This window comes from Aequorivita sediminis, assembly GCF_032080575.2.
GTDB lineage: Bacteria > Bacteroidota > Bacteroidia > Flavobacteriales > Flavobacteriaceae > Aequorivita > Aequorivita sediminis.
In genome coordinates, this window is sequence record NZ_JAVLSO020000001.1 from 684,290 (window position 1) to 708,725 (window position 24,436).

Genomic DNA, 24,436 nt, shown 5'->3' on the forward strand with positions numbered 1-24,436 from the left:
CTTTAAGTTATCCTTTCCGTATCCGAAGCTTCTAAAATTTTATTTAAAAGATATTCCCCTCCTAAAATTTCTGAACAAGTTACTACTCCACTAATTGTAACGCCTAAAATCCCGTGCATATTTAAACTTTGCCCAGTAAAATAAAGATTGTTGATTTTAGTACGTGGCGACACAAAAGATTTTAATGGACTATTAGCATCTTTAACATAGCCATACATCGACCCTTTACTACACCCAATATAATCACGGTAGGATAAAGGGGTTGAAGCGTAAACTGCTTCTATACAATCTCTTATATTGGGAAATTTTTTCTCTAACTCTTGAATAACTACCTCAGCCTTTTGCTCCTTAAACGCTTCATAAGTTTGTCCTCTCTCATTTTTATCGGCGGCTGTGTTAAAGGTATTTATCCAAGGTTCCATTTCTTCAAAACGCATATAAGTCATGACCGTTAAATTATCCCCATACTCATCTTCGTCTTTCTTAATTCCCATAGAAACCATATACACTTCAGGCCAACTTTCTTCAGTATACTTATGCGCATCCCAAATAGCGTTATAGTCTTTAAAATGATAGTAATTATGGTTTAAATATTTAAAACTATTAGGTTTTAATACTAAATAAAGACTAAAAGCAGCAATTGTACTTTCAATATTTTCAATACGCTTGGTGTAGGATTTCCTAAAATGATTTTCATCAATCATCTGCAGGGTCATCTTAGGGTCTATATTAGAAATAAATATATCGCCTTTTATTGTTTTCCCATTTGCAATTTCGACCGCTGAAACCTGTCCATCCTCAGTTACAAATTTTGTTACTTCATGGCGTTTATATGCCTTTCCTCCATTTTCACGTAGCCTAGCGAGTAATGCTTTGGTTATTTGGCTTCCGCCATTCAAACATCGATAAGAGCTTTCTATATAAGAGTTTACTGACAAAGCGTGCATATACAATGGAGTGCGATCCCCCTCCCCAGCATATAGCAAATTACTACCTCCTAAAACAGCTCGAAGTTTTTTATTATCTGTAATAGAATCTATAAAATCTTTAATTTTCACTTCAAAAAGTGAAGTGTTTTCATAATATGGTTTTCCGAGTTTAAGCCTATATAGCGGAAAGAAATCACAGGTTTCCTTCATTTTCTTACAATAGGCATCAATTGCCTGTTCTTCTTCAGGAAATTCTTCGAGCAGCGTTTTTTTAAATCTTTCGTAACCTTGTGCGTACTTGTATTCCTTCGGGTCATTGTCAAAAGAAATTCTATCAAAGCCATCCTCATCCATTTTTTTTAGTAAAATGTCATCAAGAATACCTAAATACTTAAAGTACCTATTCAGATTTTGACCTTCCGAAAGTCCTCCTATATAGTGAACCCCTGTATCAAATATGGTTTTATTACGTGAAAAGGTTTGTAGATTCCCGCCAAATTGTTGGTTCTTTTCGAGCACACAAACACTATAGCCTTCTTTGGCTAGTATAATTGCCGATACCAGCCCTCCAAGACCGCTACCAATAATTACTACATCGTATTTTTCAGTCGTTATGCTGTGGTTCTCGATAGCTTAAAAATTTTAATATTCGTATTTTGATGTATATTTTGATAGTCTAATGTAATAATATTTTCTTTCTCAACAAGGGATGCATCTTTCAGAAAGACAATGGTTTTCACCGAAATTTGCGGTAAAATGTCTCTTACCTCAGCAAGGTGTTTTTCTGAAGAGATTATTAGCATTTCTATATCTGCGTTCAACACAGCTGAGATAGACGATTTAAAATAAACCTTACCGTATTTATTAGTTATATAACTATTTTGAAGTATTACTCTCTTATCGGAATCTTCGATATAGCTGAAAATTTTTCTATCAGGCCCATCGAGATTTAAAAGAAAGTCGAGTTGCCCAATATCATCCGAAATATGTGCAATATTCCCACGCTTTTCAAGGTGTCTTAGGGTTTCGAAATACGGTGTAGCATTTTCTTTTAAATCCTTCTTTACAGCCTTATAAATTGAATCTCCCTTATATCGGTATTCTTCTAAAACAATATTGTGAAAGTATTTTACACCTTCAATTTCATTTCTAATTTTTAAAAACTCATCTCTAAAATACGCGCCTATTTGTTTTGCTTGTTGCCTATGACTTTCTCCGTACAAAGTTTCTTCTGCTTTTATACGTGGTAAGATCTTAACAGTAATGCTACCGTCTTTTATAATAAAGCTTCCCTTAGGGTTTACTTCGCTATTTCCGTGAATTAAAACCGGTAGAATATCCAAATTGAATTGGTTCGCCAAATAAAAAGCACCTTTGTGAAAACGTTTAATCTTATTGGAATCACTTCTAGTACCTTCTGGAAAAGCCATCAACGAATACCCTTCTTCAATTTTCTTTTTTAAAGGTTCTAAGCTATTTTCAATTCCACTTGATACCGGGTAAAAATCTGCTTTTTGCACTGCTTTCCCAAATATTGGCGAATTATAAACCCAATCGTTGACCAAAAAACAAATCTTAGGATTCAACATCCCCACCGCCAAAATATCTAGGAAGGAAGTGTGATTGGCTATAATAATAGCAGGTTTTGAAAAATCCTCACCCGATTTATTAATTATAGTTTTCCTCACAAAGGGATTGGTGTATAATACCGATCTAAAGAATTTCGATATTACTTTATGAAACCATCCCATGGAAGTTTTCTTACTAATTGGTAAAATTGGCATTAAGGTCACACTGTAGATTGAAAGCAATATTCCTCCTAATCCGAAATAACTAAACGATAATACCGAATGCACAAACATTCTAGGAGTTATAGGGCGTTTTTTTGAACTGCCTATAAAAAGCTTAAATAATAACGGTTGCACTGTAAAGGCTGTAAACATTGCTGAAAATATTCCGATAATCGAAACTATAGATATGGAGTACAATGCCGGATGTTTAGCAAAAATAAGAACGCCAACCCCAAGAATCGTGGTTAAAACCGACAGTACTATTGATGTTTTATTGGTAACCATTACTTTTTCACCTGTGGCAAGTTCTTTTAACAGGCCTTTAGTCATAAAAATGCTGTAATCGATTCCCAATCCAAAAATAAAAGTGGAAATTATAATATTAAAAATATTGAATTGAATATTTAGCAATCCCATTACCCCTAAGGTTAGAAACCAGGTTAGAAAAATTGGGGTAGCGGTAACTAAAGTGAGGGAGAAACTTCGGAAGAACAAAAATAATATTAACAAAACCGCTAGTAAGCAATACCCAATTAAACTATTGAAATCGTTTTTAAGGTTTCCTAAGAAGGTTTCATTCATTTCCTGTCTATCAATAACATAGGTATTCGGGATTTTCTTAAACTTATTTTTAATGTCAGAAACATCTACATTCTCCAATTTAACTAGCGTAGTAATTGTTGTAAACCCAGCTTCTGTAGTGATATAATCTTCAAGAATAATAGATGGAATTTGCTGATAATCCTCAGGTTTTAAAGTGTTGAAGTCTTTATTCAGAAAATCGTAAAATTTACTAAAAGTCGAAGGTTTAAAACCAAGTTCTTCGCCGCTGTCAATAAGATTGTTTGCCGTACTATCCTTTCGAGATTTACTCCAAAACTGTTGCCAAACAGCTATTTTATTTCTTTGGTCACGCTGTGAATGTACTAAGGCTCCAATAGAACTAAAACTGCTTATTTTATCATCTTCTTTAAGCAACTCTAAAGTAGCGTGTATAGAGTCGTTTAGCTGAAGCGTACTTTCCACAGATTTCCCATAAGTCGCTAAGTAGACCGATTTTGAGGAGATATCTGTCAACTCATCCAAATGTTGCATTGCCGTTTTTAACGCCTCAGGCTCATAATTCAGTTTTGAAATATCTTTATTAAACTCAACCTTATTAAAGGTAAATAGACATACCGCTAAAACCGCTCCTAAACCTATTAACAACCATTTATTTCTATGGTAAGGATAATCGGCGATTTTATCCAACACATTAACTTGTTGCTTTTGCGAAAGTGGATTTTTGTAAACTAATGGAATAAATAAAAGTGCAAAAACCGAAGCACCTAAAACACTAACTGCCGCAAACATTCCTAAATCCTGTAAGGCTTGAGAATCTAAAAATAACAAGCATAAAAATGCTAACGCAGTTGTTAAACTGCTCATCAATATTGGTTCTGCTACATCTTTATATAAACTTTCTACCGTTTCATTATTGCGAATATGAGTGAGTATATGAAGTGAATAATCCAATGTTACCCCCAGCAAAACTGAGCCTATCCCTAATGAAATAGCAGAGATATTGTCTCGAACTAAATATAATAGTGCAACAGCTAAAAGTCCACCGAAAAGCGTCGGCACAAACAAAATTATGGGAACATATATCTTTCGGTAAAAGAATATGAAAACCAGAATCAGTAACGAAAACGCGATACCTACGGTAAATTGTATATCACTTTTAATTTGCTGGGCATTAGCCACTGCAATTAACGCAGCTCCAAAATACTCACTTTTTACTTTTTCTGAATACTTGAGATTTAAAGATTTTTGTAGCGCATATAGTTGTTTGGCAAACTTGCTGTTCTCTGATGTCTCACTACTAGCATATTGCGGAGTAATAAAAAGAAGAAGATTTTTTTCATCCTTACTTACTAAAAACCCATCTTTTAATACAAATTCGTCGGTGACACCAAGCTGTCTAAGTTTTTTTAAGGCGATTAGTGAAAGCCCTAAAGGGTCTTTGAGAATAATATCTTTGGTTACTATTCCAGATGGGGAAATAAGTGTTTTGTAATTTGTTGCTGTTATAGCCGAAACACTGTCTTTTTCAAGTTTGTTGGCAATGGTTATGTAGTCATCTTTATCAAGAAATAATGGCAAATTATCGTACACAAAATTTACAGTACGAAGTAAATCATCATCGTTTACTTTTCCTCTAATGTTTTTGATGTATTGAGATGAGTGAGTTTGTAAGCTATCGATAAATTCTGAAGCGTAATCGGTAAGTTCTTCTACGGCTACATCATCATTTTTCTGAAGGGTGACAATAATTTTATCAGTAAAATTTACTGACTTTAATACTTTCTCAAGATTTTTAGACTCTCCTTCTACAGGTATTAATTTAGAAATATCTTCTTCAAATTGAATTTTGGTAACAAGGAATACCAACCCTGAGAGCAACAATAAGAAGATAATTGCGCTTTGGGACTTATTATTTTGGAGAAATTGATATGCCTTAAAAAACCATTTACCCATTCTTAAATATCTTTTTACGCTCAAATAACGTTAAGACTAAATATCCTGCAAGTCCGCAGAAAATTGCTGCAGAAATTGAAAGAGCCAAACTGCCAACAATATAAGATTTTAAATATTTCACTAGCTCTAAACTAGGATCTATTTCATTAAATGAAAGAACAAAGTTTTCACCTAGAAGCCAACTCCCAAGTTTTAAACTGAAATATAGGATAAACGGTATAAATGGAGGCAAACTCACATTAGAAAAAGCAAATGCAATAACCTTATTTAGCTTTAAAAGAATGGCCAAAAATATAACCGATACAGTATGAAAACCCCAAATTGGAGACAAGCCTATAAACACTCCTAAAGCGATTGAAAAAGCTTTCTTTTCAGCAGAATCATCGCTTTGAAGTAAGTCTTCCATCAAGAACCTTTTAAGTCCTTTTTTTTTTAATTTCCTAAAGAGATCTCGTGGTTTAATATATAGGAAGGTAACAAGTACAAGCCAAGTGTTTAAGATACTTATTCGTGTGAAATCTTTAAACGGACGAAAATGCGTAACTCTGTTTTCCAACTCATAGTGAATTTGAATTGGAATGTTTTTCACTTCTATCCCACTCCAGGCAGATTTGACTATAGCTTCAATTTCAAATTCAAACTTATTGGTGTAAAAGTTTAAATCTTTCATCGCGTGAATCGGATATAATCTAAAGCCAGACTGGGTATCTTTTAAGCGAATTCCCGTTTCTACCCAAAACCAAAAATTTGAAAACTTGTTTCCAAAACTACTTTTCTTTGGTACTCCCGTTTGCCCCATATTTCGTGCGCCGATAAGGAGTAACTTTTTGTTTTCTGACGTTTCTAAAGCTTCTGTAAAAACTGGAATATCTTCTGGAAAATGTTGCCCATCACTATCAATGGTAATAGCGTAATGATAACCCAAACTTTCAGCGTGTTTAAAACCCTGTCGCAGTGCATTCCCCTTTCCTTTATTTTCTGCAAGGCTAATTAATTCCAATTGCGGAAACTGTAGCAATATTTCTGAAGTTGAATCTGTGGATCCATCATTCACCACAATTACATTTTCAGTGTAAACCAAAACACCTTCAATTACCTGTCGCAAAGTCTTGTGATTATTATAAGTAGGAATAATCACACAACATTTCAGGGAATTAAGTTTTTCTGAATGTAGTTTTTGGCTCATTATGAAGTTTTATTCTAAGTGTCCTCTGTGTCTTTGCGGTGTATAAATACCACTGAGGAATAGAGCACGCAACAAATATAAGTTATTGCAGTTTAAGTAACGGTTTTGCTTAAGCTATTTCAACCCTACCTTTTCAGTTTCATTATAACTATTAGAGTTTAAAACAAAATCTTTTACAATGGTTTTTAAAGTATTAGAGGATAGAGTTCCGAAATTTTTTAAAATAAAATCTTTATCCGTCTCAATATTTTTGTGATACCCTAAGAATTTTGGCGAATTTTCCTGAACTGATAAACGGATATATCTAATTTCGGTATTCTGTGAATCTAACTCTATAGCAGATTCAAGCAAAGAAACCCCTTCTTTAAAAAAGTCTTTCTTATCGCGCTTATTTTTAGAAAATTTGGCTTTTAATGTCAATATTGCTCCTTTGTAGGCAAGCAATACAGAATTGCTGGATGTACCTGTTTTTGCAAGTTCGCCATACAATTTCTCAGTTATTTCAGTGCTCTCAACTGCTTTTGGGTATTGCGCACGAATTTCTCCTAAATCTTGGGCGTTTCCAATAAAGGAAATGAAAAAAAATAATATAAAAATACTTTTCATAGTTGTAAGTTTTAAATCTAACAGGTTTTAATCCCTTGTTAGGCTTCGATAAATATTAAATAATTTTAAACGTAGCACTTAACTTAAGAGCTATAGTGTCTTCGAAAGACGTAGTATTTTTAACCTTTACCTCTCCATTTTCTTCAGTAATATCTATAGCAAGCTTCAATTCTGAATTCTTTTCGGGATTGATAATTGCCATAAACTTTATATTGGAAGAAACCGCCAAAAACAATTCCTTGTCTACTGTTTTTTCAGTGAGCTCCTTTATAATCTGAATCATACAAACTCCTGGCATAACTGGATTGCCAGGAAAGTGTCCTTTAAAAATATCGTGATTTTTGTTTAAGTGAACTTTTGCTAAGATGCCTTTTTCGGTCTCCTCGACAGCAATTACTTTGTATAAACCTTCTATGAGCATATTATTCTTTTTTGAATTTTTCCAAGTCTATCGTTAACTTGAAGTTGTTGTGTTTAATGCTTATAATATCTGCAATTTCTTGTTCAGTTGAAGAAAAATTAACCTCAACCTTTTCTTTTCTTTTAGTTGTATTTATAATTTTTTGAAGCTTTCCAGTTTCTTTTTCAAAAAAGTAATAATTGAAACGTTCCTCGGACTGTGCTTTATAAACATAATGCGATTCAGAACTAAAAGCTTCCAAAACACCAGATTTTTCGGTTATCAATAATTTGAAATCGTCTCTCAAAATATTAATTATAAATTCTTTATCTAAATCTTCAACAATAAAATTCTTGGTAAACTTATCTCCATCAAACTGAAAGTCTAATAATTTACTTCCAAATTCAGTTGTAAAAACTACTCTGTGATTTATTGGGCCGATTTTTTTTACAATTAATATTCCGCCGAAATTTTTATTGTAAACCTTGATTTTCGCTTTATAAACATAGTCTATTTCTGGATTGGAAAAATATTGATTTTCGACCACTTTATTTAACTTGGCAACCTCATTCAAATCTATTGGTCGCAATCCTTCTGTGGTTTTTAACGAGCAGGAAGTTAAAGAGAAAACAAGGGATAGACTAATTACTAAAAACCGAATCATTAATCTTACTGTTTAAAACTCGATTGCTAAATATAATTCTTGTAAAGTCTTTTGAAGGCTCAATCATTTTTACCTCGTGAACCTGTGTGTCGTCTTTATTGAAAAGCAATTCGAAAGAAGCTATATAATTAGCTATTTTTTCGTCCTTAGGTACAAAAACTGCTTTGAAATATTTTGACGTTTTATAAAATGAAACTGTAAAATCGGCGTCGTCAAACATATTGCCTTTTACGCTATTTACGATAAGTTCATTTAACTTCTTAAAGAGATTGCTATTTCCAATATCAACTTTACTTTTAGTACCTCCATCATTAATAAGCAGCTTATCTTCTTTAAAAATTACGCTGTATTGATAAGGATTTGTATACTCCCATTTTACCAAATTTGGAGCTTTAAACACCATTTTCCCTGAAGTTTTTACATCGTTCGCTAAAAAGTCTAGGTGCTTGAATTGCACAAAATCAGCTTTAATTGAATTGGTGCTTTTTGCAGTAGTGATAACTTTTTGTTTGAAAGCAGAAATTTCAGAGGCACTCATCCCAATTTCTTGTGCTGCCACGCCACTACCGATTAAAACAAAAACTAGTAAAAAAAGATAATTACGCATATGGTTCTATTTCTAGCAAACGGTCTACCGAAACCGACTGCAATTCGTGCGGAGTCAAAGTTAACAATAACTGTTCCAATACGGCAACGGATTTTGAACTGCTATCGTGAAGTAATACAATATCACCTTTTCTAAGGTTAGGAATAATTCGGTTTAATATCTTTTCTTCCGAAAGATTCGTAGTATCCAAACTGCGTTTACTCCAACCAATAGAGTGATGACCAGTTTTTTTCAGTGCTTTCTTGATATTCGGATTTGTTACACCAAATGGAGGACGAAATAATTTAATTTTCTTTCCTGTGATTTCTTTCAGAACGGAATCAGATTTTTTTAAATCGGCTATAATTTTTTCAGAAGAAAAAAAGCCAAATGAATTGGAGTGCGAAAATGAATGATTTCCTATAGTATGTCCATCTGCTATTATTTCACGGACTAAGGCTGGATGCTTTTCAGCGTTTTTTCCAATTATGAAAAAAGTAGCTTTTGCGTTATGTGCCTTTAAAAGCGAAAGAACTTTTGGTGTATATTCTGGGTTTGGTCCATCGTCGAAAGTGATGGAAATATAGTTTTTTGTAGTTTTATAATTGTGGTTTAATGACTCTAAATGATAATTCCATTTTATTTGAAAAGACCCAATAGCGGTAATTACTATCCAAATAATTACAAATAATACGTAAAGCCAAACCGGAACATCACCAAAAAAACCTGTTAGCAGCAATCCAAAAAAGATCACTAAAGCTAAGGCGTTTATGGTGTAGAATTTCAACATTTTTTCAGGAGTACAAGACTGTGGTTTTCACCGCGATATTGATTGTAACACAAAACAATATTAGTTTCTGTTGATTCAATATTGTTCAAATTCACTATAGCTGGAATTTGTTGTGTTTTAACAATTTTTGAAGCCAACCAAACTCCAAATGCCGACACCGTATTATTTTCTCCAACTAGGTGTTTATAGTAAACCTGTTTAGTGTTTTTAAAGATTTTTTTTGATAGTTGATTGTAATATCCATCAAAATCTACATCACCATTATTACCGAGCACCACAAGGTCTAAGTCTTCTATTTTTAGGTTATTTTCTTCTAAAAAGTTTTTTATTGTTTCAGAAACTTTGTCATTTTTAAGAGTATTGTATGTTTCAACAGCAAGTAACTCAGCATAACTGCTTTCTTTCTTATCGTTAGAAACCACGAAAAAATTAGCACCTTCACTAAACACAGCACCTTCAGTATCCGATTTTAAAACTTCTGAAGTTGTTACTGGCTCAGGTTTAATGTGATTGATAACTCGATGAACATTGGTAGTGTGTGCACCTAATTCTTCTACTCCACCTACTAATATATTATTTACTTCGTCATTTTCTAGTTGCATTTTGGCATCTATCAAAGCCGATTCAAACGAAATAGCAGAATGAACATAAGTGAAATTATAAGCTTTACATTCCATTCCTAATGCTATTTGCCCGGCAACTGTATTATGTGTGCTTTGTATAAAGGAAGTTGGAGTTAAATATTGCTCGTTGTTATCAATAATAGCACTGACAAATTTTTCAGAATCGATCATACACCCCATTCCTGTCCCTGTAATTATAGCATCTACAGTTTCAATCCCTGCTTCTTTCATTGCAAGTTTGGAAGCTACCACACCCATTTTAATTCCTTTTGCCATTCGTCTAGCAGCTGCAGGAGGTATGTGTTCTTTATAGTTCGGGTCGAAAGCTGGGATTACAGTTTCGTTATACTCAATAATATCATCTAAAAAAGATGCACTCTCAAAGGTTTTTTGAGGTGAAATAGAAGCAATACTATTAATATATACCTTTTTCATTAAGCTTCTTTAGAAAAGATAACAGTTGAACAATTACCGCCAAACCCCAAAGAATTTGAAAGTACGGCATTTAATTCTTTCTTCTTTAATTCGGTTTGTGGAATTAAATTGAATTCTTTCATCGGAGTTTTAAAATTCAGGTTGGGAAAAATTACCTTTTCTTGTAAGGCTAAAACTGAATATACAGCTTCAATCGCTCCAGCTGCGGCCAAAGTATGACCGGTATATGACTTTGTTGAACTAAATTCTGGCATTTCATCCTTAAAAACGCGAAGTATAGCCCTCCCTTCCGAAAGATCGTTATTTCCTGTTGCAGTTCCGTGAGCGTTTATATAATCTATATCAGACGGATTTAAATTGGCGACTTTTAATGCTTTTTCCATCGCTAGTGTTGCCCCATCACCATTATCAGAAGATGCTGTTTGGTGAAATGCATCATTGGCATTTCCATATCCTTTAACATAAGCGAGCACCTTTTTATTTTCTGCTTTTACTACTTTATCACTTTCTAAAACTAGATAAGCAGCTGCTTCCCCAAGGTTTAATCCTTTTCTATTTTCGTCGAAAGGAGTGTTAAAGGTATCGCTTAAAATCATTAAGGTTTTAAATCCGTTGATGGTAAATTTTGAAAGACAATCAGCTCCGCCTACTATTACTCTATCTAATTTTCCAGATTTTATAAGTCGGGCTCCCAACATAATTGCATTAGCAGCAGAAGAACAAGCGGTACTTATGGTTGTTACAAAACTTTCTTCAATCCCTAATTGCTCTGCAATTTTTTGAGTAGAGTCACCAGCGTGATGACTTTCAATATATTTCTGAGGTTCTTTTTCGGTGAGATATTCGTAATAGTATTTTTCGGTCATATCCATCCCGCCTACACTGGTACCCGAAACAATGCCTGTTTTATATTTTTTAATTTCGGTTATTCCTGCTCGAGCAATGGCTTCTTTTGCTGCAATAGCACCTAACATCGCAGTACGCGAGTAGTTATTTTCAGGTGGAAGACCGAGTTGAGCGATTAATGCATCGTTTGTGAATTTAATTTCACCAACCATAATTTCTTCGCGTTGTATGGTTTTAATATTATCAACACGTGTAATCCCTTTTTTTTGATTTATAAGCGCATCAAAGTTTTCCGCTACATTGTTTCCAATGGCCGAAATTATCCCCATTCCGGTTATCGCTACGCCTTTACTCATTTAAACAAGAGACTTTATAATAATTTGAAAATGGTTTTGACTACCCTCAGTCTATAAATTTAAAAATTACTTTGTGCGGTTTGCTTCTATATAATCTGCCATTACTTGTACAGATTCAAATATCTTGCGTCCTTCTTTCGGGTCACTCAAACGGATACCGTAATCTTTGTCCAACATTACGATAAGCTCCAAAGCATCAATAGAATCTAAGCCAAGACCATCGCCAAAAAGTGCGTCATCGTCTGCAATTTCTTCAACTGAAACATCTTCAAGGTTTAGTTGCTCAATTATTTTTGCCTTTAATTCTTCTTTTAATTCGCTCATAATAAATTATATAATCTGTTTATTTCTTCAGTGTTATGTTCTATTTCGCCTTTGCTATCAACTAAATATAAAAAAGCTTCATAGCTATTTTCATCAAAATCTATCCAGCCGCATAATACCTTTTCTGCTTTGTTATTTTTCAATAAATTATTGGCATACAGATATAAATGCTCGGCATTGAAGCGGTCAAAGATAAAAAAACTATTCTCAGAATAAAGCTTGTATTTTATACTTATCTCCCCAAGACATATATTCGGTAAAGTGTAAACAAAAACTGCCGGACTAGGGAAGTATTCCTCTATATTTTCAATTGATTTTTGGTGTTTTCTATCTGTATCTAAACTCGATGCATTGTTTGAGAATATCAGGGCAATATTGTTTTCCTCTTCACTTAAGTTTTCTTGCTTTAACAATACATCAGCCGCTAGAAATGCCAGCTTACTGAGGTTATCCATTTTGAAAAACTTAGAATAACTTGTCTTTAAATTTTTATATGCACTTCTTATAAAGTTTGGAAAATCAGCATTATCTTCTTTAAAAATCACATTACCGTTTACTAAAACAGTTTGGTTTTTAATATGTGAATAGCTTTTTATGTAAAGTTTATTCGTCAATTTTATAATTCTTTAAAATCTCAAGTTCTTGTATATGCTCAAATTCACTGTTTTATAATAATTTCTTTTTACAAATAAGCATAGTATGATACTCCCCGATTTTACAATCTTCGTGTAATTGCAAGCCGGCTTTTTCAATTAATTTAATAAATACACTCGCAGGGTACATTTTACTATTTCCATTTGCAAGTACTGTAAAATAAAGTGAAGTTGCCTCTAATATAAACTGCGAAGCTTTAAATGCTTGTCTATCTGTAAAGGTTTCTACAATTATCAACTCGGCATTGTCACTCATCGAATCTGCGCAAGTTTTCAAGATTTTCAAAATTTCATCTTCTGAAAAACAATCCAAAAACTGACACATCCAAATAAGATCTGCACCTGTTGGTATCTGTGGGTTTTCGGAAAGCCAATTTATGGGGTGACCTGTAATCCTGTCCTTAAAGCCTCGTTTTTCAGCATTGACTAAAGCCATCTCTAATTGTCCAGGTAAATCTACAATAGTAATATTTACGTCTTTATTAAATTCGGCACATTTCATTGAAAACTTTCCGGTATTACCTCCAACATCAAATAGCGTTTTTATGTTTTTCTGAAATATCTTTTGAAGCGCTTCATCAAAAATATTATCTGAATAATGATGATCGAAATCAAACCAAGCTTTTTGTTCTTCTGGTTGTAATTTTGAAAGCCCTTCGTAGATAGTTGGCCATTCACCTAATTCCTTAAGCCCTTCAGGTTTTCCTGTTTTTATAGCATCGTTTAAATGAAAAAGACCTTTGTAGCAAACTTCATTAGTAAAATTGAGGTTTACGCTTGTTGTAGTGTCGTAGTTTAAAAAGTAACCAACCTTAGACAACTCATACTTTCCTGCTTTACATCTATTAACGATATTTGATGTTTCTGCAATTTCCAGAAGTACCCCGACACCATAAGGACTTAGCGAAAGTTTATCAGAAATTTCTTCGGCAGTTGGTCCTCCACCTTTTCTATTCTCAAAGATATAATCTAGGATTCCTAATTTCCGAAGCGAAACTGAAGCCTGAAATACAAAGGGAGCAAAGGCTATGCGATGCGCTTCTTCCAAAGCTTCAAATGCGTTAATATTCTTTTTATTTGCTTGCATTATGGTTGGTTAATTGGTTGTTTTTTGAAAAACTATTGCTGTATTACAACCTCCAAAACCTGATGCAGTTTTTAGGAAAACATTCAAGGTTTTCGGTGTATTGGACGTTATTATGTTTATATTTTGTGACACTCCAAGTTCGGTAAATCCTTTAGAAGAAAAAAGTAAATTTTTCTTTACAGAATGCATCCCCACGATAGTTTCTAATAATCCAGAAGCACCTAAAGTGTGTCCGAAATATCCTTTTAAACTATTTAAAGGTACGTTTTCTAATCCTAATCTATTGAATGCAATTGCTTCCATTTCATCGTTAAATGCGGTAGCAGTTCCGTGAGCCGACACATAATCGATATCTGCTGCCTTTACCCTTGCCTCTAACATTGCTGCTTTAACACTTCTATATAAACCTTCACCAGTTCGTGACGGACCTGAAATATGATTTGCATCATTACAAGTAGCGTCGCCTAAGATTTCAACAGTCTCACTATTTAAGTGATCTTTTGAAGAGGTAACTAGAATACTTGCTGCCACTTCGCCCAGGTTAATTCCTATTCTGTTTTTATCGTAAGGCTTACAAGGTTCGGATGAAAGGGCTTGAAAAGAATTAAATCCAGATAATATAAATTTAGTAACTAGATCTCCACTTGTAATAAAAACGTGGTCGTATTTTTTTTCAGCAATAAAACGCTTTGCTGCCGAAATTGCTAAAATTCCAGAAACACAAGCATTAGAAACGATTATTGCCTCATTTTTAAACCCGAAGAAATCCTTCAGCGTTTTTCCTAACTCACTTAAATATGAGCGACTTTCGTCGAAATTACTTTCACTTTCAAGTACGTCAATATTTCCTTTAGTGGTTGAAATTATAAGCCCAACCCTATCATTTAAAGTTATTGAAGATGCATCTATAACTTTTTTTAACGACAGAATTAACATCTGTTCAAGCTTTGTATATTTTGAAGCGTCTGATATTTTGTTGAATTCTTCCCTTACTACTTCCGAAGAAAGTAAGGAAGCGCAAAATGGTTGAGGTAAGAGAGAATTGTTGTTATATCTATCTAATCCTGAAACGTCATTAGACATTTTTTCAATAACAGTTTCAGAATCAAATCCAAGACTTGAAAATATATTATTATATGAAAGATATGTTTTATTCATTTTTAAACTCCCATTTTCTCTCTCCACTTAGCAAAAAACTCTGGCATTGTAAGTGAGAGCTTTCCGTCTTCATTTAAAAAAACTTGAATAGTTTCACCCACACATACTTCTTTCCCTTCAGGGTTATAAATTTTGTATTTAAAGATCATTTTTGCTGCACGTGAGGGTATAAATGTGGTTTTGATAGTTGCCACATCTCCATATCGCAATGGTAATTTATGCTCACAAGTAGATTTAACAATTGGCGAGGTATATCCATTGGCCTTTTGCTCTAAATACGAAATACCGTGTTCGCGGCCAAAGGCTTCTCTACCATCTTCAAAGTATTGTATATAATTCCCGTGCCAAACAATTCCTAATGGATCGGTTTCGGTGAAACGCACTCGTATTTCAGAAGTAAAACTTATTTCATTTTTTTTATCAGACGGCATTTTTACTACGATTATAAATTATTGCTATTAAAATTGTTAGCAGGAAAAACAGCAATAATAATGAAATTTCAGGCAGAATTTTAACAAAACTCACATTTCTTAAAAATACATCATAAAATGCTTCCAAGCCCCAATTCATAGGAGATATTTTTGAAATCAACTGCATAAATTTTGGCATCACAAATACTGGAACCCAAACACCTCCTAGTGCTGCTAGTATTACTACCATTGTTGCTCCAAATGGCGCTGCTTGCTCCTGCGTTTTTGCTATCGTCCCTAAAAGCAACCCTAAGCCAATGGCAGCCAATCCTGAAAATAAAGCTACAACATAAAGCAAGGGTAGTTTACCCGATACATCCACTCCAGGAAGTCCGATAGCCGGAAAAAGATATATTCCCACCAATAACATTAATGTAAATTGAATAAGGCAAACCCCTAGATAAACTATCGTTTTTCCTCCTAAAACCGTGGCATAGTTCACAGGTTGAGTTCGTAATCGAACAAAAGTTCCTTGATTCTTTTCTTTAACTAGATTTATTGAAAGCGGAACAATAATAAAAAAGATTGCAAACAATGTCCAAGCTGGAACGTTGTGTTGGGCCGAGTTTGGAATAATCTCTTCATTGTTTTTGGTAGGTAAAATTTCCTTAAAAGCAATAAAATTATCTGTATCAAATATCGACTCGTCTTGGTCTACCGCTAATTCAGATTGAAAAGCTTTGTAAATACTTTGGGTTTCAATTTTTGAAATCATTTTATCGATTCCATTTTTAACTGAAGATTTAAAACTTACTTGTGTAGCTGGATCAAAGTAAAGTCGAACTTCCTTAACGGGAATAGTTTCTTTTTCAAAAAGCAAACTATCTTCCTCCAACCCAAATTTGGATAAAATCCCTTCAACATTTTGATTTACTTTCTTCTGAAGAGACGTAGAGAGACTTTCAGGAATTACGATAGCTAGCTGATATTTTCCTGCGAAAACAGCTTCTTTCGCTTCGTCTTCCGATTTTTTTTGAAGAATTTCAAAAGAATTAGATTCGGAAAGGTTCTCAATAATACTCTTAGAAACTTCCCCTTTATCATTATCCACTAACAGCACAGGGATTTTAATGTCGCTAATAGTTTTAAACGTACTATCCTGAACCAAAGTAATAACAATCAGCAATAACATTGGCATCACGAAAAGAATTGCTATTCCGCCTAAATCGCGAAAAAGCAATAATGTTTCTTTATATGTTGAGGCCCAGAGTTTATGCATAATCGCGAAGGGCATTACCCGTTCTTGCCAAAAACACATCTTCGAGGTTATTGGCAGTGGCTTGGTTATTTATTAATTCGGAAGGGATACCTTCAACAATAATTTTTCCATTATCGATTATAGCAACACGCGTACAAAAAACCTCAGCTTCGTTTAAATGATGCGAGGTGTAAACAATAGTTGTTCCCTGCTCGTTTAAATATTTTAGATGATCTATAATTACGTTTTTTGATTGTACATCTACCCCAACCGTAGGTTCATCGAGAAATAATACTTTTGGTTGATGAAGAATTCCCGCTATTAAGTTTACACGGCGTTTCATTCCTCCAGAAAAAGTTGCTGTTTTTTTATTAGCAAATTTTGAAAGCCCCATTATCTCCAAATGTTGCTTGATAGATTTTTTTAAGGCTTCTCCTTTTATACTGTACATACTCCCGAAATACTCCAAGTTTTCATATGCCGTAAGTGTTGGGTACAGTGCATATTCCTGCGGAACTATTCCTATTAGTTGTTTTAGTTGATTTTTATGCTTTTTAAAATTCAAACCATCAATAGTAAACGTACCTGAAGTTGGTTTTAACAGTGAAGTTAGCATTGAAATTAGCGTGGTTTTACCTGCTCCGTTTGGGCCGAGTAAACCGTAAATTTCACCCTCCTCAACTTTCAAATCAAGGTCCTTAACTGAAAAGAATTCGGCGCCCTTGTATTTTTTTGAAAGTTGATTAATTCGTATCATTGGCTGTACTAAATCCCTCTAAGGGATCTTAAAACTTAATTAGATTGCCTTTTTCAATTTCTTAAAAAACACTTTTTCTAAGTCGGCTATATGGTCTAACTGATTTGCTACTTGGTTATAATTTTCGGATTGGCCTGCTTCATTTCGCGATCTATTTTTATAAATCCTCGAAGCTTCGACGGCAAAATCACGCCATAAATCACCTATTTCAGTCATTTCTTTTGCAAGTTCTATTAGTTTTTCATTTCCTAACAACTTACCTGATTCTTGAAGAAATGCTGCATAAATATATCGAAATCCACCGCCCCCAGTTCCTATTTCTTCCTGCATTCGCACTACTTGCCCTAAATAATGATTCGCAGTTTTAATTCCTTTTTTCTTAGGCCATTTACGAATTAAATTTGCAATAGTTTTAACCCCTTTTACTCCAACGAATGGAACTGGCGCAAGCATGGTTTTACAAGTATCTTTAATACCTGCCACAATAGCTTTTTCAAGTTCTAGTTTTTCAGGAAAAGAAATAGGGTAATACATATGCCCTTTAGGTGCAAAGGCCCCTTTAGCAAAACGCACTTTTTCCAATTCTTTTTCAGAAAGCGAAGTGACTTCTTCCATTACTGGATCGCTAATTAAATAACGGTCATCTTGTTTTCCATACACAACCATATTGTGAGCGTTGAAATGAAAACGGTATTCATCGGGAAAATATAAAAGATTGTAAACGCCCACTTGTAAACCAACAGGATTGTTGCGTTCTAAATTTTCATCTAACCTAGTTTGCGCTTCCTTAGGGTTTCTGAACTTTTCACGCTTCATTTTTATACCTGTGCGCTTGGCGAATTTTTTAAAAATATGACCGGGCATAGCGCGATATGTAATTACAGGCGCATGATTTACTTTGAGAAATGGTATATAACAGAATAGTAATCCACTGCCGATACCAAAAACCATAGGCTCGCTAACACTAAAGCCATTGTGCTTCATCAAATTTGAAACTACTCCGTTCTCACAATGAGCAGCTTGATGGTGGGTAAAGTTTATTATGGTTTCTTCTTTCAATATTAATATTTTTAAACACAAATCTAAATAAGTAACAACTATCGTAGTTATAGAGTTGCGGCAATTTGTATTCGATTAAATTTTAGTTTAATTTGATGAATAATGAAATTTAAAAATGCTCATTTAAAGAGTTAAATGGTTTACTTTACATTTTTTAACTCTTCCATTGAAACTTCAAAAACCTCAGCGTATTTCTGCAAAGTATTTGTTTTTAATTTTTTAAAAACCGAAGGTTTAAAATGTCTTTTCACCCTCCATTGCCATAAACCAACATAGCTTGCTAAAATCCCAACATCCATTTTATGGAGTTCCATATAATATTCAATCGGACTAGTTTTTCCTGCCAAAACACGTTTCTTGGCATCCTCAATTCTTTCGTTAATTTCATCAATTGCATTATTTAATGCCACTGTCTTAGGCTCCCATCCGGTGCTATTTGCTGTGGTATATTCACCATTTTCGTCAACCGCATAACAGAGTTCGCGAAAATTTGCAGATTCTAAATTACTCTTATCTTGTGGTACTTCTTCCTTTTTCATTATCAGACCTCATGTATTAAAAAATTCATAGTAGAAGATACAATTAATTTTTCATCGATATAGGTTTCAGTGTCTAAACTGCACATTGTCATTTCGCCTGTGTCATACCGTGAAAGGAGTTTTGCCTTTGTTTTTATAGTTTCACCTACTTTCGGCAACTGAAGTATTTCCACTTTTCTTACAGCACTTATATAACCAACTAGCTTGTTGCCCGTTCCTTTCAAGTCGTCTTTATCAAAAAATGTTTGTCCAACAACTCCAGAGGCTGCTTGTGCAGCATTTTCAATAAGTCCAGTTTCCGATAGACTTCCGTTTTTTATAAAAACACAATCTTCAGCTATATAAAATTCCGTTGCCACAGAATCACTGTTTATCTCCACAACGGAATCTACCATTAGCATCGGTTTACGATGTGGTAGAAAATTTGAAATATCAATATCTAAAATATCGGTAGACTTCATTAGTTAGCTAATACAGTTTTCATTTCACTACATGCAATTACTTTTCCATCGCATTCAGTTTCAACATTAACAAGTGTAACCCCCATAATATCGTGGAGTATATTTACGGTTGTTTTTAATTCTGCTCCCACTTCTGGAAGTTTAAAAATTTCAGCTTTTTTTATGGCTCCAATATAACCTATTGGGGCTTGCTCATTTTTTAAATGATATTGATAACCCGTATAAAGTGCAACCGATTGAGCCATATGCTCTATTAAACCAGGCGCCGTAAACATTTTGTTTTGAGTGAAAATATTTTCTTCGGAAATGGTAAAGCCAGACACTACTTTATTCTCTTTAAAGTGAAGTAATTTGTCTACCATTACAAACGGCGCTTTCTGCGGAATCAATTTTCCGATGAAATTTTTGTCCGTTATTTCTTCCGTAAAATTAATCATTTATACTACGGTTAGGTATGCGTAAGAATATGCAAAACGCGCACTTTCAGGAACCTGAAGGAAAATTCTATCTCCTTTTTTAAGTTTTCCAGAATTAATTAACTCCTCCAACATTAGGTAAATTGAACCTGCTCCTACATTCCCTACCTTTTGCAGATTTAAAAACCATTTTTCCCAAGGCATATGAAGGCCTTGATTTTCAATTTCTTTATATAAGTTTTCTTTAAAGTAATATGAAGAAATATGCGGTAGGTAATAGTCGATATCATCTTCTGTGATGTTGTGCTTTTCCATAGCCAACTTCATGCTTGCCACACCTTTTTGAAGGATGTTTTCACCGAGCAATTTTACATCTTGCTTCATAGCAAAAAGTGATCTTTTCCCCCATTCGTCTGAAGGATATTCGCTCCACGGCTTTAGGTGTCCGTTTTCTAACTTATCTCCACCTGCATACATACATGTTTCAAGCTCGAAGGCATAGCTATAGCCTTCCATCCATTCAATTTTTAGGGGTGTTTTTCCGTTTGGTTCACTTTCTAAAAGCACAGCTCCAGCACCATCAGAAAGCATCCAACGCAAAAATTCTTTGTTGAAAGCAAGAATAGGCTGTTCTTCTATAGATTCTAAATGAGCTACCTCATCTTCAAAAATATCAGATTTCATCCAAGAAGAAGTTCTCTCGGACCCTGTACAAACTGCGTTTTTTACTTGATTAGACTTTACGGCCATATAGCCGTACTTTAAGGCATTCATTCCCGCGCAACAAGCACCCGAAGGAGAGTTTACTTCAAGGTTTCCGTTTTTTAAAAATCCGTGTACCATAGCTGCGTGGCCTGGTAGGATTTGATCTGGACTTGAAGTACCGCAAGAAAGAAGTTCGATATCGTTTTTGCTAAAAGTATCGTCGCATAACGCCTCGACTGCTTCTGCTACTAACTGTGCATTGTTATGAGTTACATTTCCATCTTTATCGATGGCGTAGTAACGCGTTTTAATTTGGTTGTTTCTAAGAATAATTCGGCGTGCTTTTGAGGTTTTGCCGTTAATAACACCAAGTTTCTCTTCCATTTCCTCATTTTCTATGGGGTCATTAGGTAAAAACTTCGAAATTCTAGTAATGTAAACGTTCTTCATTAATCCTTCTTTAATTCAACTGATGAATAATAAGCTATATCTTTTTGTATTTTACGATACATGGGGAGATAGGTAAGTAAAAATACAATAAATACTATTGGAGCTATAAGCCAAATTGCAAATAACAAATAATATTTAAAATAAACGAGCCATTTCTTTCTTTCTTCGCCTTCTTTCTTAATTAATTGATTAGCCCATTTTGTAAAAACCATATTTCCTCTAATATCTGTGGCTATAAGCGATGCTTCAATCTTTACAGCTCCTATACTCAATAGGTTTTTCTGTAAATCTGAATAATCATTTTTTAATAAAGCAGCTTTAATTGGGTCTCCAAATCGGGAGGAAGTTTCAATATCTCTATCAGAAACTCCAGGTTTCGGAAAGATACCAAACATTCTCGTTTTTTTCCCACCCATTAACCAATGTACGATTGTTATAACACTTATGTGATTTATGCTTTTATCTACCAAAGCTATATTTCCAACTAGTTTAGCATTGTTTTCTAGTAGCAACTTCTTAACTTTTTCCTGAGCCATAATCCACATATTTCTACTTGCGGAAACTGTAACTACTGGAGTTTTATTAAGTAAGGATTTAGCTTCTTCCGATTTTAAAAATGAATTTATAGGAATTGAGGGCGTTAAATACCAAGTTGTATATCCTAAAATCACTAAGTCGTATTTCTTTAGAAGCACATTAGGTGAAACTGCTTCTAAGGCTGTTGGAATTTGAAGAAAAGTTTCAGGAAAAGCACCATAAAATTCTTCTTGAGTCCAAGGGAATGGGAACTTTTTCTTCGGAACTATTTCGTGATAAGAAATATTTACTTCTTCACCAGAAAGCGTTGTTGCAATATTTTTTAAGATATTGGTTAACTGTCCAGTTTGAGAATAATATACTATTAATACTTCTTTCATAAGCTGTTTATTTATACCTACAAGATCTTGAACACCTTGCAGGTTACCTTGAAAACTTTAACCCTTCCTACAGTCAAACATTTTTTTAAGCAAAGGTTCACCTAGCCTTATTATTTTGCCATGCGGGAAATATAAAAGCTAGTCTTCTGTTTCCCAAAAATCAAAATAATTAAACCACTGCAAAGGATACACTCCCAACATCCACTCTACACTTTCTGTATATTTTTTTAACAATCCTTGAGCATCTCGGCTTTTCACTTCGGCTTTTCGAGCGTATAGGTGGTAATGCTTGTTAGTTTCTTTCATAACATAAACAAACAATACAGGTACTTTTAATCTACTTGCTAAAAGAAATGGTCCTGCGGGAAAATTAGCTTCTTTCCCTAATAACGATTCTGATAACACCTTTTGATCTTTCATATATCTATCGCCAGTAAAGCAGACTAATTCTCCATTACTCAATGCGTTATTAATCTCAAATATATGTGACATATCGTCCTTCACCAAAATAAATTTAATCTTAGAACGCACAGTAACTTTCTCCATATACTCCTTGATATTTCGATGTTCAGCATCTGTGGTTACAAGACTAATTTGAGATCTAGTATCAATTTCTTCGAAAAAGAATTCAGCAATTTCGAAATTCCCAACGTGTGCACTAATAAGTATTCCTCCTTGTTGCTTGTCGAGCAAGTCGGTTATGTTTTTGACACCATCACATTCATGAGTAAATTTATTTTTTAAGCCTGAAGAGATTGCGGCTTTATCGATAATAGTTTTTCCGAAAACGTAATAACTTTTATAAATACTCAACAAGCTTTTAAATCTTGAATATTTGAGTCTTTTTCGAAAATAATAATAAATAGATCGCGTGCTTTTTCCCGCGAAGAAAACATAGTAAAGCGCTACAAAGTTAAGCAAACCATAAGCAGCTTTAACACCAAGTTTTCTTATAAAAAAAATGAAAATTTTATACCCTAAAACGGTGCCTTTGCTTTTGCCTTCCCACTCGCCCGCCATACTAAAATAGGGTGTTTTATCGGATTTTTGTTTCGATTAAATCGTAAAAATCCTGAAGAGTCATAATGTTTTGAAAATCTTCACCAGTTAATTTAACTCCAAAGTTAGCTTCGATAGCAACCACTAAATCCACGAAATCTAAGCTATCCAACTCAAGCGTTTCCTTTAGGTTCGCATTTGGTTCTATATCGTCTTTATCCACCTCAAATTCATCTACCAAAAAGTAGTTGATCTTTTCTACTATAACTTCTTTGTTCATTTCTAAAGTTTGCATTTTTTAATAATTAATGCGGAATTGGTACCACCAAAGCCAAATGAATTCGACAAAAATACATCAATTTTTTTGTTTAACGTTTTGTTAACAAGGTTTAATTTTGAAGCAGCCTCATCTACACTTTCTAAATTGATGTTTGGTGCAACAAAAGAGTGCTCCATCATCAGCATAGAATATATTATTTCGCTAGCTCCCGCCATCCAACATTCGTGTCCTGTCATTGATTTTGTTGAACTAACGCAAGGGCCATTTTCACCAAATACATCGGTGATTGCAAGAGCTTCATTAGTATCTCCCACAGGAGTTGAAGTTGCATGGGCATTTACATAATCTACTTCTGTTGCTTTAATATTCGCTTGCTGTAAGGCCATTTTCATTGCTCGAGAAGGTCCATCGACGTTAGGAGTAGAAATATGATCGCCATTGGATGAAAACCCGTACCCAATAATTTCACCTAAGATTGGTGCGCCACGCTTTACCGCACTTTCGTAACTTTCTATTACTAAGGTAGCGGCTCCACCACTAGGCACCAAGCCATCGCGGTCTTTATCGAAAGGACGACTAGCTTTAGATGGGTCCAATTGAGTAGAAAAAACTCCTAAGCCATCAAAACTACCCATAGCAAATTCGTTTATTTCTTGAGCTCCTCCTGAAATTATGCAGTCTTGTAATCCGTTTTTAATTAAAAAATATGCCATCCCTACAGAATGCGACCCACTTGCACAAGCTGCACTAATTGTAAAATTAATCCCTCTCAATTTAAAAATTGTTGAAAGATTCATCGTTACAGAAGAGTTCATTGCTTTAAAAATAGCACCTGACCCTACAAGAGTAGTATCTTTCTTTTCTCGAATTTTGTCTACCGATTCAATTACCGATTTTGCTGTACTATCATTTCCATAAAGAATTCCTACTTCATTTTTTTCTAGAAATTGCTCGTCTATTTTTGCGTTTTTTAGGGCTTCTAACGTAGCTGCATACGCATATGCTCCTTCTTCACCTAAACTAACACGTTCGCGGCGAGAAAGTTGTTTCTTTAAATCTGGCTCTTCTACCCATCCTGTTAAACAAGAGCGATAGCCAAAATCTTTGCGTTTGCCGTCGCAGATAATGCCAGATTTTCCGTTGTATAACGATTCTTTTACTTCCTCTAGATTCTTCCCTATACAGGAATAAATACCCATACCGGTTATAACTACTCTTCTCACTTTTCGTTCAAT

The 24,436-nt window shown here is 34.2% G+C and carries 26 protein-coding genes; all 26 read right to left on the reverse strand.

The features are described 5' to 3' along the window. Positions 1–2: 2 nt before the first annotated feature. Positions 3–1,544 carry a phytoene desaturase family protein gene (locus tag RT250_RS03110; protein WP_313112181.1) on the reverse strand — a complete coding sequence of 514 codons (1,542 nt, stop codon included), beginning with the start codon at positions 1,542–1,544 and terminating at the stop codon, positions 3–5. After that, positions 1,541–5,236 carry a 1-acyl-sn-glycerol-3-phosphate acyltransferase gene (locus RT250_RS03115; protein ID WP_313112027.1) on the reverse strand — a complete coding sequence of 1,232 codons (3,696 nt, stop codon included), beginning with the start codon at positions 5,234–5,236 and terminating at the stop codon, positions 1,541–1,543. Before RT250_RS03115 ends, RT250_RS03110 begins: the two co-directional genes overlap by 4 nt. Beyond that, positions 5,229–6,422 (reverse strand): DUF2062 domain-containing protein, encoded by a 1,194-nt coding sequence (locus tag RT250_RS03120; RefSeq protein WP_313112029.1) that lies wholly within the window; start codon positions 6,420–6,422, stop codon positions 5,229–5,231. The genes RT250_RS03115 and RT250_RS03120 overlap by 8 nt, the downstream gene beginning before the upstream one ends. Positions 6,423–6,536: 114 nt before the next feature. Then, a complete protein-coding gene (locus RT250_RS03125; protein ID WP_313112031.1) occupies positions 6,537–7,028 on the reverse strand; it encodes a hypothetical protein in 492 nt (163 codons plus the stop codon). A gap of 55 nt (positions 7,029–7,083) precedes the next feature. Next, complete coding sequence (locus RT250_RS03130) at positions 7,084–7,449, reverse strand: ApeI family dehydratase (protein ID WP_313112033.1); 366 nt, start codon at positions 7,447–7,449, stop codon at positions 7,084–7,086. Position 7,450: 1 nt separating this feature from the next. Beyond that, complete coding sequence (lolB2, locus tag RT250_RS03135) at positions 7,451–8,092, reverse strand: flexirubin biosynthesis protein LolB2 (protein WP_313112035.1); 642 nt, start codon at positions 8,090–8,092, stop codon at positions 7,451–7,453. After that, entirely contained in the window at positions 8,070–8,699 is a 630-nt protein-coding gene (gene lolA2, locus RT250_RS03140) for a flexirubin biosynthesis/transport protein LolA2 (protein WP_313112036.1), read from the reverse strand. The genes lolB2 and lolA2 overlap by 23 nt, the downstream gene beginning before the upstream one ends. Then, on the reverse strand, positions 8,692–9,468 hold the full coding sequence (locus RT250_RS03145; RefSeq protein WP_313112038.1) for a polysaccharide deacetylase family protein: 777 nt from the start codon (positions 9,466–9,468) through the stop codon (positions 8,692–8,694). Before RT250_RS03145 ends, lolA2 begins: the two co-directional genes overlap by 8 nt. Continuing rightward, positions 9,462–10,526, reverse strand: coding sequence for a beta-ketoacyl synthase N-terminal-like domain-containing protein (locus RT250_RS03150; RefSeq protein ID WP_313112040.1), 1,065 nt, complete (start codon positions 10,524–10,526; stop codon positions 9,462–9,464). Before RT250_RS03150 ends, RT250_RS03145 begins: the two co-directional genes overlap by 7 nt. Then, complete coding sequence (locus tag RT250_RS03155) at positions 10,526–11,728, reverse strand: beta-ketoacyl-[acyl-carrier-protein] synthase family protein (RefSeq protein WP_313112042.1); 1,203 nt, start codon at positions 11,726–11,728, stop codon at positions 10,526–10,528. Before RT250_RS03155 ends, RT250_RS03150 begins: the two co-directional genes overlap by 1 nt. Before the next feature lie 66 nt (positions 11,729–11,794). Further along, positions 11,795–12,052 (reverse strand): phosphopantetheine-binding protein, encoded by a 258-nt coding sequence (locus RT250_RS03160; RefSeq protein ID WP_139855597.1) that lies wholly within the window; start codon positions 12,050–12,052, stop codon positions 11,795–11,797. Continuing rightward, positions 12,049–12,666 (reverse strand): 3-oxoacyl-ACP synthase, encoded by a 618-nt coding sequence (locus tag RT250_RS03165; RefSeq protein ID WP_313112044.1) that lies wholly within the window; start codon positions 12,664–12,666, stop codon positions 12,049–12,051. The genes RT250_RS03160 and RT250_RS03165 overlap by 4 nt, the downstream gene beginning before the upstream one ends. Positions 12,667–12,718: 52 nt before the next feature. After that, positions 12,719–13,792 carry a methyltransferase gene (locus RT250_RS03170; RefSeq protein WP_313112047.1) on the reverse strand — a complete coding sequence of 358 codons (1,074 nt, stop codon included), beginning with the start codon at positions 13,790–13,792 and terminating at the stop codon, positions 12,719–12,721. Between the two features lie 9 nt (positions 13,793–13,801). After that, positions 13,802–14,950, reverse strand: coding sequence for a beta-ketoacyl synthase N-terminal-like domain-containing protein (locus RT250_RS03175; protein WP_313112049.1), 1,149 nt, complete (start codon positions 14,948–14,950; stop codon positions 13,802–13,804). 2 nt (positions 14,951–14,952) lie between these two features. Then, on the reverse strand, positions 14,953–15,381 hold the full coding sequence (locus RT250_RS03180; protein ID WP_313112051.1) for an acyl-CoA thioesterase: 429 nt from the start codon (positions 15,379–15,381) through the stop codon (positions 14,953–14,955). After that, positions 15,371–16,639, reverse strand: coding sequence for an ABC transporter permease (locus tag RT250_RS03185; RefSeq protein WP_313112052.1), 1,269 nt, complete (start codon positions 16,637–16,639; stop codon positions 15,371–15,373). Before RT250_RS03185 ends, RT250_RS03180 begins: the two co-directional genes overlap by 11 nt. Beyond that, positions 16,632–17,375: an ABC transporter ATP-binding protein gene (locus tag RT250_RS03190; protein WP_313112053.1), complete on the reverse strand. Its 744-nt coding sequence runs from the start codon at positions 17,373–17,375 to the stop codon at positions 16,632–16,634. Before RT250_RS03190 ends, RT250_RS03185 begins: the two co-directional genes overlap by 8 nt. Positions 17,376–17,414: 39 nt before the next feature. Further along, positions 17,415–18,434, reverse strand: coding sequence for a BtrH-related acyltransferase DarH (darH, locus tag RT250_RS03195; RefSeq protein WP_313112055.1), 1,020 nt, complete (start codon positions 18,432–18,434; stop codon positions 17,415–17,417). Positions 18,435–18,574: 140 nt separating this feature from the next. After that, the gene (gene DarG / locus RT250_RS03200; protein WP_313112058.1) at positions 18,575–18,973 is read right to left on the reverse strand and encodes a flexirubin biosynthesis protein DarG; all 399 of its coding nucleotides are present in this window, start codon (positions 18,971–18,973) and stop codon (positions 18,575–18,577) included. A gap of 2 nt (positions 18,974–18,975) precedes the next feature. Next, positions 18,976–19,434: a hotdog family protein gene (locus tag RT250_RS03205; RefSeq protein WP_313112062.1), complete on the reverse strand. Its 459-nt coding sequence runs from the start codon at positions 19,432–19,434 to the stop codon at positions 18,976–18,978. Next, positions 19,434–19,871 (reverse strand): hotdog family protein, encoded by a 438-nt coding sequence (locus RT250_RS03210; protein WP_313112064.1) that lies wholly within the window; start codon positions 19,869–19,871, stop codon positions 19,434–19,436. The genes RT250_RS03205 and RT250_RS03210 overlap by 1 nt, the downstream gene beginning before the upstream one ends. Continuing rightward, positions 19,872–21,005 carry a dialkylresorcinol biosynthesis protein DarB gene (darB, locus tag RT250_RS03215; protein WP_313112066.1) on the reverse strand — a complete coding sequence of 378 codons (1,134 nt, stop codon included), beginning with the start codon at positions 21,003–21,005 and terminating at the stop codon, positions 19,872–19,874. It abuts the gene before it with no gap. Further along, positions 21,005–21,922, reverse strand: a complete 918-nt coding sequence (locus RT250_RS03220; RefSeq protein ID WP_313112068.1) for a dialkylrecorsinol condensing enzyme DarA — start codon at positions 21,920–21,922, stop codon at positions 21,005–21,007. Before RT250_RS03220 ends, darB begins: the two co-directional genes overlap by 1 nt. A gap of 138 nt (positions 21,923–22,060) precedes the next feature. Continuing rightward, complete coding sequence (locus RT250_RS03225) at positions 22,061–22,942, reverse strand: lysophospholipid acyltransferase family protein (RefSeq protein ID WP_313112070.1); 882 nt, start codon at positions 22,940–22,942, stop codon at positions 22,061–22,063. Positions 22,943–22,958: 16 nt separating this feature from the next. Then, positions 22,959–23,201 carry an acyl carrier protein gene (locus tag RT250_RS03230; protein WP_313112183.1) on the reverse strand — a complete coding sequence of 81 codons (243 nt, stop codon included), beginning with the start codon at positions 23,199–23,201 and terminating at the stop codon, positions 22,959–22,961. A 2-nt stretch (positions 23,202–23,203) separates the two neighbouring features. Then, positions 23,204–24,424 carry a beta-ketoacyl-[acyl-carrier-protein] synthase family protein gene (locus tag RT250_RS03235; RefSeq protein ID WP_313112072.1) on the reverse strand — a complete coding sequence of 407 codons (1,221 nt, stop codon included), beginning with the start codon at positions 24,422–24,424 and terminating at the stop codon, positions 23,204–23,206. Positions 24,425–24,436 lie beyond the last annotated feature (12 nt).